Annotated in this window: 9 protein-coding genes; all 9 read left to right on the plus strand. The window is 47.6% G+C overall.

Annotated elements, in window-relative coordinates:
• The first annotated feature begins 334 nt into the window (after positions 1 to 334).
• The 9 genes from ybiA (at position 335) to AC5JL3_RS01680 (ending at position 14,872) form a co-directional block, all read left to right on the plus strand.
• Positions 335 to 793, plus strand: a complete 459-nt coding sequence (gene ybiA / locus AC5JL3_RS01640; RefSeq protein ID WP_496072828.1) for a riboflavin biosynthesis intermediates N-glycosidase — start codon at positions 335 to 337, stop codon at positions 791 to 793.
• A gap of 705 nt (positions 794 to 1,498) precedes the next feature.
• The gene (locus tag AC5JL3_RS01645) at positions 1,499 to 5,014 is read left to right on the plus strand and encodes a GAF domain-containing protein (RefSeq protein ID WP_496072829.1); all 3,516 of its coding nucleotides are present in this window, start codon (positions 1,499 to 1,501) and stop codon (positions 5,012 to 5,014) included.
• Between the two features lie 470 nt (positions 5,015 to 5,484).
• A complete protein-coding gene (locus AC5JL3_RS01650) occupies positions 5,485 to 6,450 on the plus strand; it encodes an STAS domain-containing protein (RefSeq protein WP_496072830.1) in 966 nt (321 codons plus the stop codon).
• Positions 6,451 to 6,464: 14 nt separating this feature from the next.
• Positions 6,465 to 6,860 carry an STAS domain-containing protein gene (locus AC5JL3_RS01655; RefSeq protein ID WP_192219805.1) on the plus strand — a complete coding sequence of 132 codons (396 nt, stop codon included), beginning with the start codon at positions 6,465 to 6,467 and terminating at the stop codon, positions 6,858 to 6,860.
• Between the two features lie 4 nt (positions 6,861 to 6,864).
• Positions 6,865 to 7,245, plus strand: a complete 381-nt coding sequence (locus AC5JL3_RS01660) for an anti-sigma regulatory factor (RefSeq protein WP_496072831.1) — start codon at positions 6,865 to 6,867, stop codon at positions 7,243 to 7,245.
• Between the two features lie 8 nt (positions 7,246 to 7,253).
• The gene (locus AC5JL3_RS01665) at positions 7,254 to 8,270 is read left to right on the plus strand and encodes an ATP-binding SpoIIE family protein phosphatase (protein ID WP_496072832.1); all 1,017 of its coding nucleotides are present in this window, start codon (positions 7,254 to 7,256) and stop codon (positions 8,268 to 8,270) included.
• A gap of 57 nt (positions 8,271 to 8,327) precedes the next feature.
• Positions 8,328 to 10,517 (plus strand): ATP-binding protein, encoded by a 2,190-nt coding sequence (locus AC5JL3_RS01670; protein WP_496072833.1) that lies wholly within the window; start codon positions 8,328 to 8,330, stop codon positions 10,515 to 10,517.
• Positions 10,510 to 12,861, plus strand: coding sequence for a hybrid sensor histidine kinase/response regulator (locus AC5JL3_RS01675; protein WP_496072834.1), 2,352 nt, complete (start codon positions 10,510 to 10,512; stop codon positions 12,859 to 12,861). Before AC5JL3_RS01670 ends, AC5JL3_RS01675 begins: the two co-directional genes overlap by 8 nt.
• A 133-nt stretch (positions 12,862 to 12,994) precedes the next feature.
• The gene (locus AC5JL3_RS01680) at positions 12,995 to 14,872 is read left to right on the plus strand and encodes a tetratricopeptide repeat protein (RefSeq protein ID WP_496072835.1); all 1,878 of its coding nucleotides are present in this window, start codon (positions 12,995 to 12,997) and stop codon (positions 14,870 to 14,872) included.
• Positions 14,873 to 14,915: the final 43 nt, after the last annotated feature.

Below are 14,915 nucleotides of genomic sequence, written 5' to 3' on the forward strand. Positions count from 1 at the left end.
ATTTCTATTTCTATAACATTGAGTTGTCGTGTGCCGACTCTTTGACACCTATACAGGGGATGGACAAAGCGGTCACCCATCCTATCCTTAAAAGAGAGTAGCTAACCCAACAACTATTCTCTCAGCCTTGCTGGAGATATGCATTACGCCTTTGTGTGGCTCAGCCTCTAGTCAGATTACAGCGTTAATCTGTTGAACTGTCTAATCTCACTTCGCAGAGTATTTAGACCAAAACAGAGACACTTTTTTAAATCTGGCAACTATCTCAAGGCTGAGCTTGGCTAAAGAAAAGGTCTCCAATATTTTACTCTAGGCATAGAACAAATAGTTTGACATGACGATTTACTTTTATAAGGTTACTGAACCCTACGGTTGCTTTTCCAACTTCTCCCCCCATCCAATTCAAATCAAGGAGTTGTATTGGCAAACTGTGGAGCATTACTACCAAGCTCACAAATTTGTCGGTACCGAAGATGAAGCCTTAATCGCTGTGATTCGCGATGCTCCAACACCGATGGATGCGGCAACCTTAGGACGCGATCGCACTCGCAAACTTCGTCCCGACTGGGAGCAGGTGAAGTCACAAGTCATGTGGCAAGGTGTTTTAACCAAATTTCTCACCCATACCGATATTCAGGCAATTCTGCTTGATACTGGCGAAGAACTGATTGTGGAAGACTCTCCTGTTGATTATTACTGGGGCTGTGGTCAAGATAAAACGGGTCAAAACCAATTAGGGAAAATTCTCATGAATGTTCGCCAAGAAATCCGACAACGGCAGCAAATAACCTAGCATTGTGGCAAGCGGCAGTAAGAATTAAGCCCTAACGCCTCAAGTCAAAACTTTTTCTTGATGAGCGATTTCCAGAATTCGACGGATTGAAGCTTTCAAGATTAGAATATTAACAATAACATCATCTTTTATTCACTTGAAGCTTTTTCAAGAAGTATTACACCTGTAATGCACTTTAACCCTTGATTTGTCCATTTTCCCAGGTGAGATTGGCTTTACATGGCTCAGTTACCCTTGGACAGGAATCAGTCTATTAAATAAATTGCCCTCATTACTTATCTAAAGAATCACACATCAACAATGAAAAAGCCTCAATCTTCATCCAGCGATTCACATCTTGTCTTTACGTTTAGGCAAGGAACTGAGTTGTGAACAACCATAAATCTCACTGCTTTAAGAGTTTGGAATGAGGAAGTGAGACAGATTGTCTGATAACTAATGCCTATTCATCTATCCCGAAACGACGGCTTCGCTGAATTACGCCAACCCGTAAACACACGAGAGATTAACTAAAAATCGTTATCTGTGTATATTCTATAGAACAAGTACAAGAAGTAGCTAAGTTTGCTTAATTTTTATGAACTTTCAGGGTTGTATGTATGTCCTGATTGGCTTTTAGGTAAGAAAATGCTTGTACAGAGAAAGTCTTCATCGAACATTTATGGCGGGTGCATAACTAGAAAAAATCCTAGCGAGAGTACGACAGTGCGACAGCCAGAGCTTAACCAGGAAGATTTACTGCGTCGAATCACTAATCGGATTCGTCAATCTCTGGAATTAGAAGAAATCCTAACAACGACGGTAAGTGAAATCCGTGCCTTTTTGAGAACTGATCGGGTCATGATTTACCGATTTCACAAATCTGGCAGTGGAGAAGTGATGGCAGAGTCTATTCAAGACAATCGCCTTCCGTCTCTCAAAGGGCTAAACTTTCCAGCCGATGATATTCCTGAAACTGCTCGGCAGCTTTACCTGACAGTACGCCTACGTTCAATCGTCGATGTTGCTGCTGGGATGATTGGATTCTCGCCTATGGATGCTGTTGCTTCTAGCGATCGCCCTGTGGTTGAAGAATTTTACTATCGCCCTGTAGACCCCTGCCATGCGGCTTACCTCACAGCCATGGGTGTCGCCTCTTCATTAGTACTACCGATTGTGCATTACGATATTCAGGCAACGCCAAGTCAAGAGCGACTTTGGGGCTTAATCGTGTCACATCATTCCCAAGCCCACTCAATTTCAAGACAGGAATTGCAAATTGTGCAATTGGTAGTCGATCAAGTTTCAATGGCGATCGCTCAATCCAATCTCCTGTCTCAAGCGCGTCAACAGCACTTTATCGAAGCAACCATTAACCGAGTCTCCACTCTCCTACATTCCCTACCGACGATTGAACTACAAACGGCACTAGAAGAAACTGTCACCGCCCTCCAAGGCTGTGGTGGCAGACTCTACATTGCTCCTTACAAAACCGCTGATTCTGCTGAGGTATTTGTCTATGGGACTCAACCCTCGTCCTGGGATGGGCAAATACAGAACCCTATTGAACAGCATCCGGTCTTTTCAGCTTGGGCTTTGTCGGGAATCGGGAATGGGAAATCGGGAATCGGGAATCGGGAATCGGGAATCGGGAATGGGAATGGGAATGGGAAAGAGCCTATTAATAGAGCAAAGCGTGTATCAACTGACTCTTTAGCAATCCCTAATCTCCAACAAGGTTGTGAACCTCTGACGACGACGAACCTGTATCAAAGCCCAGACTTACAGATTCTCACCTCAGCCTTTAACTCGACAGCAATTCGAGGAATATTGGTTTTACCGTTGTATTATCGCTGTGGGTTCTTGGGCTACCTCAGCGTCTTTCGTCCCCAAGTTGATACCGAAACCTTATGGGCAGGACAATTTGACCCTAGTGCGAAACAACAACTGCCTCGTCGCTCTTTTGAAGTTTGGCGAGAGTTAAAACGAGGTGAATCTCAAGAGTGGACAGCGAATGACATTGAACTTGCGATCGCGTTAGGTCGTCATTTGGCGATGGCAATTGAGCAATACAAACTCTACTCCCTTGTCCAGTCCCTCAACACTAATCTAGAACGCCAAGTCGAGGAGCGCACGGCGAAATTACAACAATCATTGGAACAGGGACGGGCTTTGGAGCGTATTACGAAGCAAATCCGCAGCACCCTTGACTTGAAAACTACTCTGCAAACAATAGTGCGAGAAGTCCGGCACCTGCTGAATACGGATCGAGTAGTAATTTACCAATTTGCGAGTAGCACTCCAGGGCAAGTGATTGTGGAATCACTCAACGGTAACTGCTTATCAATTCTAGGAGTCAGTGACCCTCAAGGCTACTTTCCCGACCCACAGCGTCAACTATACGAAGGAGGCAGCGTACAAGTCATTAACGATGTCTCTCAATTCAACCTCACACTAGAACATCGACAGTTTTTGGCAGCGTTCCAAATTCAGGCATCACTGATCGTCCCGATAGGAGTTGGCGCACAGTTGTGGGGACTCTTGATTGCTCAAGAATGTCAGGCACCACGTCGTTGGCAAGCTTCTGAAATTGAGTTACTACAACAGCTAGCTGACCAAGCGGCTGTTGCAATTCAGCAAGCCGAACTGTATGAACAAAGCTGCACCGCCGCCGCTACAGCGACAGCACAAGCCCAAAAACTCGCAACAGTTGCCCAACAACAGCAAGCCTTGTTTGGAGTCATTACCAAAATCCGACAATCCCTGGATGTCGAGACAATCTTCAAAGCAACAACGACAGAAGTCCGGCGACTACTAGACGCTGACCGAGTTGCGATATTTCGCTTCAATCCTGACTCTGGTTACGATGAGGGAACATTTATCTCTGAAGATGTTCAACCCAATTTGCCGCCAGCACTTGACTCAAAAATCTACGACCACTGCTTTGGGAATCAGTTTGCTGCTCAATATCATCAAGGTCGGATTCAGGCAGTGGCTGACATCTACAATGCCAATTTAAGTGAGTGCCACATCCAGATTTTGGCAAAATTTCAAGTACAAGCCAACTTAGTTGTGCCATTGCTAAAAGGAGGAGAAGGGACAGGGGCACCCCCTCGACTTTGGGGATTACTCTGTATCCACCAATGCCGAACACCGCGACAGTGGAACGCCTCCGAAATAGATTTTGTGACCCAGATTGCAGCGCACCTCGGTGTTGCCTTACAGCAAGCGAAATTATTGACACAGACAACTCAGCAGACAGAACAACTTGCGATCGCATTTGACAATCTCAAGCAGACCCAAACTCAACTCATTCAGACCGAAAAAATGTCCAGCTTGGGGCAATTGGTCGCGGGTGTCGCTCACGAAATCAACAACCCAGTCAACTTTATCTACGGCAACCTTGCCTACACCAGTCAGTATGCTCAGGATTTGCTGAATCTTCTACACCTGTATCAAAAACACTATCCCAATCCCAATCCAGAGATTGCCCAACTTGCCGAGAATATTGACTTAGATTTCCTGGACGAAGATTTACCAAAAATCCTCGCTTCCATGAAAATCGGTACTGAGCGCATCCGTAAGCTAGTGCTGTCGTTAAGGAATTTCTCCCGCCTTGACCAAGCTGAGATGAAGCCGGTGGATATTCACGAAGGCTTAGACAGTACACTCTTAATTTTGCAACATCGCCTGAAGAATAAGCCTAATTATCCCGGCATCAAGATTGTTAAAGCCTATGGAGAATTACCCTTAGTTGAGTGCTATGCCAGTCAGCTCAATCAAGTATTCATGAATGTCCTCAGTAACGCGATCGATGCTCTAGAAGAGTACCACACAACCCGGTTATTACAGGGAACTCAAATCGAAGAGAGCCAGATCACCATCCGCACTGGTATGAAACCCTTTGTAGGGGATAGGGAAAATTATTCCATGCCCCTTAACACCATTCAAAATAATGCTTCTGCTGAAGATGTAGTTATTCAGATTTCTGACAATGGGCCGGGGATGAGCCAAATGACAAAATCTCAAATCTTTGACCCATTTTTTACAACCAAGCCGATTGGAAAAGGCACAGGCTTAGGGCTTTCTATTAGTTACCAGATTGTGGTGGAAAAACATGGTGGCGTTTTTCAGTGTTTTTCCAAACCCGGAGAGGGAACCGAGTTTTGGATTGAAATTCCCACGCGACAACAGGCATGTCGAGCAACAGAAGCTAGCTCTACTAATCAAGTGTTCAGCTAATGTATAGCCATCAGCAGTCAGCTTTGGGCGGTCAGCTTTGGGTCAAATCGGCTCTAGTTAAGGAACGCTCTTCTCCCCTTAATGCCCTAACATTCGTGGCTACTGCTATACATTAAACCTCTTGAAGAGCAATAGCTAGGTCGGGCTTTTCGGCTCATCCCACTCATAGCCTTTTTTCTGGCGGGGTAGGCATCCCGCCTGCCCCAGAATTTGATGAAAAGGAATGAGAGCAAGAGGTCTATTTACGTTGTCTGTAGAGAACAGCCCCGTGGAAAGAGTGTCCGCAGCAGTTGACCCACTTTGTACCTATAATAAGTAGGTCAATCAGCCTTTAAGGAATACCTCCAGTAGTAGTTAACTTATCCTTTGGCACTCTTGAAGCGCCGCCCGTAAATTTCCCGCCACTTCACAGTTCTACAGCACCACTCGTGCTAGTTAACCGGAAAGTTTAGAATAATTGACCTGTAATAATGAGTGAACTCTCGGCGGGTGGAACACTGGGACTTGAGTCGTCTAACCGTTTTCCTCTACCGTCTGAGGACAGGGGGTTCCAACTTCGAGGATTTTTTATGGACTTGAGCGGCAAAAGTAAAATTCCAGAGATTTTTACAAATTACAAAACTCAACTGTTAGAGGACTGGCTCCAACAGCAATTGGCTCATGGTAACCGCCATGGTTTGCTCAAAGAGGCAGAGTTGCGAGAAGAGTGCAGAGAGTTTTTGGAGCTATTTAAAACTGCTGTACAGCAGAGTGACTTGAGTGATACTCAAGCCCCAGAGTGGAAGGGAGTGCGCGAAATGTTGGCAAGTGTTTCCCGAACTCGTTCCCAGAAAGGCTTTACACCATCGGAAACGGCAACCTTTGTTTTCTCCTTTAAGCAACCCCTATTCAACCACCTCCGCTCCGAAGCACAGGATGGAGCAGCCCTAGTTGAAGACATTTTGTTAGCAAGCAACCTGCTGGACGAGCTGGGGCTTTGGACAACTGAGGTTTATCAGAAAACCCGCGATCAAGTGATCATGCGCCAGCAAGAGGAGCTGATGGAACTTTCAACCCCTGTCGTAAAACTGTGGGATGGTATCTTAGCCCTACCGATTATTGGTACCCTTGATAGCGCCCGTACCCAAGTGGTGATGGAGTCGCTCTTGGAGAAAATTGTCGAGACGGGTTCGGAAGTGGCAATCATTGACATTACAGGAGTGCCAACCGTAGATACCCTAACGGCTCAACACTTACTCAAGACAGTAACAGCGGCTCGTCTGATGGGCGCTGATTGTATCCTTAGCGGCATTCGTCCCCAGATCGCTCAAACCATTGTCTACCTGGGCGTAGATCTCGCGGATATGGTCACAAAAGCTTCACTTGCCGATGCTTTTGCTCTTGCCCTAAAGCGAACTGGGGCAACAATCAGTCGTTCCAAAAGTGGGACACTATAGAGCCAGGAGAGTTTATGGAACGTATCCCCATCCTCCAAATGGGCGAATTCCTTCTAGTGACGATTCAGGTCGATATGCACGATCGCCTAGCAATGACCTTACAGGACGACCTGACCAACCGAATTACCCAAATTAGTGCTCGCGGTGTGCTGATTGATATCTCAGCCTTAGAAATTGTTGATTCCTTCATCGGGCGGATACTGGGAAACATTGCCAAAATGTCGCGGATACTGGATGCCGAAACAGTTGTTGTCGGAATGCAGCCAGCCGTTGCCATTACTCTGGTCGAGTTAGGACTCTCCTTAACAGGAATTAGTACGGCATTAAACGTTGAAAAGGGAATGGCTCGCCTCCGTGCCTCGTTGGCAGCGTCTTCCACGGAGAGCGCAAATGGACAGACAGAGGTCTGAAACCATGAGCATCCAGTCCTCTGCCGACGTTGTACTAGTACGGCAAGCCGTGCGTCAGTGGGCAGTGGAACTGCGATTTAGTCTGGTAGATCAGACTAAGATTGTCACCGCAGCGAGTGAGCTTGCCCGTAACACCCTGGACTATGGTGGTGGTGGTACGGTAAAGCTGGAAGTCCTACAGGATGGAATTCGTCAAGGTCTACAGTTGACGTTTGAAGACAAGGGACCAGGAATTCCAGACATTGAACTAGCCCTAAAGGACGGCTTCACGACTGGTAACGGACTGGGTATGGGCTTAAGTGGAACAAAGCGGCTGGTCAACGAATTCAAGATCGTTTCCCAGGTCGGAGAAGGCACCTGCGTTACTATTACCAAATGGAAATGACTTAAATCATGACAGAACCCGTTGCCTTACCGATTTTAGAGTCTAGTCAGGCAGGTGAAGCGCGACGGATGGCGATCGCTCTTGCGAGTCGTCTTGGCTTCAACGAGACTGAGCGAGGGAAAGTCGGCATTGTGGTTACAGAAGTGGCAAATAACCTCGTTCGGCACGCCACAGATGGCAAACTACTGCTACAACCTTTGACCAGAGACAAGAGCGAGGGCATTGAAATCTTAGCCTTGGATAAAGGACCAGGAATCAGCAATATCAACGAGTGCCTGCGTGATGGCTTTTCAACAGCAGGAACTCCTGGAACTGGCTTGGGGGCAATTAGCCGCCTCTCAGCTTTTTTTGATCTTTATTCGCTTCCGAATGGGGGTACAGCCTTATTAAGCCACCTCTGGGCTAATGGCTTACCCGCAAAGTCGCAAGACAACTATCTAGAAAGCGGTGTCGTATGTCTACCCAAGACAGGTGAAGACGTTTCGGGTGATGCTTGGGCAATCGATCAAGATTCAGGTCGCTATTTGCTCTTAGTGGCAGATGGGTTGGGTCACGGTTCACAAGCCGCCCTTGCCTCCCGTGAAGCGGTAAGGGTATTTCGAGAGAATCTGGGCAAAAGTCCTAAAGAGATTGTTGAGGTGGCACACGCGGCACTGCGAAGTACACGCGGAGCCGCTTTAGCGATCGCAGAAGTTGATTTTGAACGCTTAATCGTGCGTTTTGCTGGTGTCGGAAACATTTCTGGCACGATTCTTTCTCCGGAAAAAAACAACAACCTGGTTTCCTATAACGGCACGGTTGGGCATGAGGTTCGCAAGATTCAGGAGTTTGTCTATCCGTGGACTAAAGGAGGGCTTCTGGTCATGCACTCTGATGGATTGGGCACACAGTGGCGTTTAGATCGCTATGCTGGCTTAGTAACCAGACATCCCAGTCTCATTGCTGGAGTTCTATACCGGGATTTCAACCGAGGTCGGGATGACGTAACTGTGTTAGTTGCCCGTGAGGGAGAGATTGGAGGATAGGGAGATGGGGAGATGGGGAGATGGGAGAGTTTTCACAATCTAAGATCTAAACATGAAATGAGGGCAGCTATCCTCACGATAGAAATACGCTTTGAACAAGATGTTGTCATGACCCGTCAGCGGGCACGGCAGATTGCTGAACTGTTGGGTTTTGACTCTCAAGATCAAACCCGCATTGCCACTGCTGTATCGGAAATCGCCCGCAACGCTTTTCAGTATGCAAAGGGAGGAAGAGTTGAGTTTTGGGTGGAAGGTGAATCCTCTCAAAGCTTGCTAATCTGCATTCGTGACAAAGGGTCAGGCATCACCAATCTGAACTCGATTTTGGAGGGGCGATATACGTCGGAAACTGGCATGGGGTTAGGGATTCTTGGCGGCAAGCGACTCATGGAGCAGTTCGAGATTGAGTCTTCACCCAGTAACGGGACAACTGTGCGGATGGGAAAACCCTTGCCAAAGCGATCGCCTTTAGTGAATGCAACTCGTTTGGCACAGATAGCGGATGAGTTGATTAAGCGATCGCCTAGCAATCCATTTGAAGAAATCCAGCAGCAGAACCAGGAACTACTCTGTGCCTTAGAAGAACTACAAAAGCGAGAGGAGGCGTTAACTCAACTTAACCGTGAACTAGAAGATACCAATCGGGGTGTCGTAGCGCTGTACGCCGAATTAGACGAAAAAGCGGATTCTTTAAGACGAGCCAACGAACTCAAAACCCGTTTCCTCTCAAACATGAGCCATGAGTTTCGTACACCTGTTAACTCGATTACTTCCCTATCCCGGATGCTGTTAGACCGAATGGATGGTGAGTTAACGCCAGAGCAGGAAAAGCAGGTCACATTCATCCGAAAAGCGGCAGAAGGACTCTCTGATTTAGTGAACGACCTCTTAGATCTTGCGAAAGTGGAGGCGGGAAAAATTGTCGTACAGCCCGACGAATTTGAAGTAAGCGAACTCTTCGGAACTCTCAGAGGAATGCTGCGCCCTCTGCTTGCTCACAACTCCTCAATTGCTTTAGTCTTTGAAGAACCCCACGATATCCCAACGCTTCACACCGATGAGGGCAAGGTTGCCCAGATTCTCAGAAACTTTATTTCTAACGCTCTCAAATTTACGCCCACGGGTGAGGTTCGAGTATCCGCCGTGCGGGTTGGCAATACTATTACTTTCTCCGTTGCCGATACAGGCATTGGTATTGCACCAGAGGATACTGAGCGAATCTTTGAAGAATTTGTCCAGGTGGACTCTCCCTTACAAAGGCAGGTAAAAGGCACAGGTCTGGGGCTACCGCTTTCGCGTAAGCTAGCAGAGTTATTAGGAGGAAACGTTTGGGTCAGTAGTACCTTGGGAGTTGGCTCTAGCTTTTTTGCGGCTATCCCTGCTGTCTATCCTGGTTCTACCGAAGAGCCAGCTTTGCCGTTAGTCTCCTGGCAGGTAGACTCGCAACGCTTGCCCGTACTGGTGGTAGAGGACAATGCAGAAACCCTTTTCACTTACGAGAAGTATTTCCAAGGGTCAATTTATCAACCCTTCCTGGCACGAACGCTGACACAAGCCGAACAAGCAATGGCTTTATTCACCCCCAGCGTAATCATGTTGGATATTTTGTTGGAGGAGCAAAACACTTGGGGGTTTCTTCGGGAGCTGAAAGGAAATAAAGTAACCCAAGATATTCCTATTCTCGTTGTCACCGTCATTGATAATGAAAAGCAAGTGATGGCTTTAGGGGCTGATGGCTTCTTAGTTAAGCCTGTGGATAGATTTTTATTGTTGAACCAAATCAATAGGCTGTTAAAGCGTGAGAGACCAAGTAAGCTCTTGCTTATTGACGATGATCCAACAGCCCGATACGTGTTTAAGCAATTCTTAAGTGACACTCACCTTAATGTTATTGAAGCAGTCGATGGACGCGAGGGTATCCATCTGGCTCAAGTCGAAAAGCCTGACTGCATTGTTCTCGATCTTTCCCTACCAGAAATGAGCGGTGTCGAGGTCTTATCGCTGCTCAAAAGCGACTCTACAACTAACCACATTCCTGTGATTATTAATACCTCACAGCTACTTGAAGCCCAAGAGCGAGGGACTCTGGCTGAGAGTACCGTGGCGATTCTCTCTAAAGAAATGGCATTGCAGGACGTTGCGATCGCGCTAGGGACGTTAGGAGTGTCAGAACCGATCACACGGGTTAGGGAAGCACTTGTAAAGGCAGGGATAGCACTAGAGCCTTGTGAGGAAGATAATGTCTGAGTCGCAGCTAATCACGATCTTGCACGTAGACGATAACGAAGCCAATCGTTATGCTGTCAAGCGGATGTTAAGACATAGGGGGTTTAACATCATTGAGGCAGCGACAGGTGAAGCTGGCTTGCAACTCGTAACTGAAGCCAGACCAGACTTAATTATTCTGGACGTGAAGCTGCCTGATATAAACGGATTTGAGGTCTGCCGACGAATCAAAACTAACCCAGCTACTGCCTTTATTCCCGTACTCCATCTCTCCGCGAGTTTTGTTGAAAGTCGGGACAAGGCACAGGGGTTAGATAGTGGTGCAGATGGCTACCTGGCGCAGCCTGTAGAACCGATTGAATTAATTGCTACTGTCAAATCTCTGTTACGCATTCGGCAGGCTGAGGAGTCCGCACTCTCCTTAGCGCGAGAGTGGCAAAGTACATTTGATGCAATGAACGATGGCGTTTGCCTCCTGAATCGGGAAGGAAGAGTTATGCGCTGCAATAGCGCCATGACAGAGCTTTTAAAGAAACCTTTTAGTGAACTCGTTGGTTGCCTGTATCAAGAGCTAATGCCAACGACACTGGGTTCGGTTGAGGCAGCTCCCTTCAGCCACGTTCAGCAAACTCGTCAGCGCGAAAGCCAGGAGGTTCACTCCGATAGCCAATGGTTTTCCATAACAGTAGACCCTGTGTTCAATGAGGGTGGAGCACTCATCGGTGCTGTTTACATCCTGGCTAACATGACAGACCGTAGACAGGCGGAAGAAGCACTTCGGGTCAGCGAAGAACGGTTTCGCCTGTTGTTGGAGAATGTGAAGGACTACGCAATTTTATTCCTCGACACCCAAGGGCAGGTTAGCCGTTGGAGTCTGGGAGCAGAACGGATGTTGGGCTATCAGGAAGCCGAAATTCTCGGACAACCTGGCTCAATAATCTTTACCCCTGAAGACCTTCAGCACGGTATAGACAAGCAAGAACTGGAAACAGCAGTGACGGAAGGTCGGGCTGAGGATGAACGCTGGCACATTCGTAAAGATGGTAGCCGATTCTGGGCAAGTGGTATCACTACGCCCCTACAAGATGAGACGGGGCAGCTACGTGGCTTTTCTAAAATCATGCGTGACTTCACCGAGCGCAAGCAAGCGGAAGATGAACGCAACCAGCTACTCGCCCGTGAACAGGAGGCACGCGCCACTGCCGAAGCTGCTAATCGCCTCAAGGATGAGTTTTTGGCGACTCTCTCCCACGAATTGCGATCGCCTCTGAATGCGATGCTGGGATGGACGCGGTTACTCAATAGTCGAAAGTTTGACGAAGCGACTACGGCACGCGCAATGCAAACGATTGAGCGCAGTGCCAAATCACAGGCACAACTGGTTGAGGATTTGCTGGATGTCTCCCGGATTATCCAGGGTAAGCTCCGCTTGAATGTCCGTCCGGTTGAACTGGTTGCAGTAATTGAGGCGGCGCTTGAAACAGTGCGTCCTGCCGCCCAAGCCAAGGAAATTCATCTCCAATCAGTGCTTGACCCGGCAGCCGGGCCAGTTGCGGGTGACTTTGATCGCTTGCAGCAAATCATTTGGAATTTGTTATCAAATGCCATCAAGTTCACGCCCAAAGAGGGGCGTGTTATGGTGCGCTTAGAGCGAGTGAACTCCTATGTTGAAGTCACCGTCACGGATTCGGGTAAAGGCATTAGCCCTGAGTTTGTCCCCTACGTTTTCGAGCGCTTTCGGCAAGCCGATAGTTCTAGCACCAGGGTCTATAGTGGGCTGGGACTGGGACTCGCGATTGTACGACAATTGGTTGAGCTGCACGGTGGCACAGTGCGTGCTGATAGTGAAGGGGAAGGAAAGGGAGCCACCTTTACCGTTAAGCTGCCGCTTATGCCCGTCCGCGTCAAGCCTTACCTCGGTGAGCGTGTCCATCCCACCGTTGATCTGGGAGTACCATTCAACAACCCACCAACGCTCAATGGAGTACGAGTCCTGATTGTTGATGATGAGGTGGATTCGCGAGAGCTTCTCGTTGCCGCTTTGGAGGAGTGTGAAGCCAAAGTCTTTGCCGTTGCATCAGCGAGTGAGGCATTGGAAGCTATATCACAGTTCCAGCCAGATGTCTTAGTGAGCGATATTGGAATGCCGCTTGAGGACGGCTACAGCTTAATTCGTAAAGTTCGGCAACTCTCAGCAGAGCAGGGGGGAGAGATTCCAGCGATCGCACTAACAGCCTATGCTAGAACTGAAGACCGAATGAAAGCGATCGCCTCTGGTTTTCAGATGCACATTCCAAAGCCTGTAGAACCAGCCGAACTCGCAACGACTGTTGCGAGTCTAGTAAGAAGAATTGGAAAGGTTTGACTTAGGGAATTGGGAATTGGGAATTGGGAATTGGGACAACAATCCCTCTTCTAAGTCAGCTTAAAAGAAGCGATAGGAAGAGGAATTTCGCAGTACAGTTGAGGTAAAGTCAGCTCTTTCAAGAGCAGGAGTTATGTCAGAGCCTCTATCACTACAAAGTCGCTACTTAGGGTTAATTGATGAAATTGTGCAAGCAACCCTAAAGGGGAAAATCCGCTCGAAAGAGCAGGTCTATCAAATGCTATTGCAAGGAGTCAGTAGCGGTACTGGGGAAATCTTTGAGCGTTGCCTCGAAGAGCAACTGAGTACAACCCAGCAGCAGGTAGACAATCCGGTTAGTGAAATCAAGCAAGCTAAGGCGATGCGGGTGCTTAGGGCACTAAAAACGATCAGTGGTGAGTGGGAACGGGTACAGCAGCAAAACCAAGTCTCTAAAAGTCTTGCCGCCGCCATTGAAGCCATTACCTCAGCTAACTCAGCTGACCGTCTCACTGCTTTAGTGCGAGTGATTGACCCGAATCGGCAAGAGGTACTGAACTTACAACAACTCACTCAACTCGCAAAAACTCTACAAAAACAAGCTTCAGCATCTGACTCTGAAAGTGCAAAAGAAATTCAGCAACTATCGGCAGGCATTACAGCGGGTTTAGCCTCCTGGCAACGCTTGGAAGATCACTTAGTTAGCTGGATTTACGACCAAAACCGAGGGTCATTAGGATTTGACGGCATCCCTGAACAGCGTGGACCTTGGGCATTGTGGGCAAAACAGGTCAATAGCCCCTTACCCCAATCTCTATTTCAAGCTCTAGCCCGGAATCAACCGCTCAATGAATGGGCAGATAGTCAGCGAAATCTGGAAGTTAGTGCTTGGGTGGAGTTGGCTGTTGTTCTTCAGTGCTTGCAGCGAGGGCTAGTCGTTTGGTTCGATAAGATGGTTTATGACTCTAAGGTAGGAGCTAAACTTTCAATTTCGACCTTCATCGCCTTTGCCGTGATTTGGTCACAGTTAGCTAGTGTCTTGAACTATGCACTAAGTAGTGACCAACGCGATGCTATTGTTAATGGCTGTTTTCAAGTCAGTCTGCAAATTCTCCGCGCCTTCGCCCAGCGAGATTATTTTCCCCTCTACGGTGGTGTTTTTGCCTCATTGGCTGGAAACTATCTGCGGGATGCCCTGAATTACTTAGATGAACCTTTACGGCGTGTTGAGGGAACACAGGAAAAAGCACGAATTCTGACTTTACTTGGTTATTCACTACAAGCTCAGGGTCAATATGATCGAGCAACATCGTTTCATCAACAAGCAGTAGAGATTGCGCGTGAAGCGGGTGATAGGGCTTGTGAAGTGGCTAATCTCAATCACCTCAGCCGAATTTATGTCGCTCGGAAAATTTATGCTGAAGCAATTAACTATAGTCAACGCGCCTTGATTCTTTCTCGGCAATCGGGAAACCGGTTAGGAGAAGCCAATGCCTTGGCAAACTTTGGCTACAGTGAAGTCTTCCAAGCTCAGGATACCCAACAGGTAGAACCAGAGGTATATGAGAATGCAATTTACTATTTAGAGCAAGGGTTGCAATTGTCGGAACGCTTAAGCGATGGTCAAAGTCAAGCCTTGTGTTTTAGTAGTTTGGGCATTGCTTATGTTGTGATCCAACAGCCGGAAAAAGCGATCGCATATCTAGAAAAAGGCTGGCAAGCCGCTCAATTTTCTGGCGATTTGTACCTCCAAGGTCTCAACCTCACTTACTTAGCTGAAGCATCCTATAGCTTACAAAATTGGGAAACAACTATCTACACCGGAACATTAGGTGCATATCTTCTCGAACAAATTGGTTCTAATGATTGGCGTAAAGCCGCAGGTTTACTAACAATTTTGCAGGGTCAGATGGGAATGGAGGCGTTCCAACGATTGTTGGGACAACAGCGCCCAAAAATCATCCCAATCATTGGCGTTGATGGCTATGACTATATCCCCCAACTGCTACAAAAATACCGAGATTCGATGTAGCTTGGATTTAGCAGTACTTCTTCTAAACTTTTAAGGTTCCGTT

Source organism: Symplocastrum torsivum, from assembly GCF_059505465.1.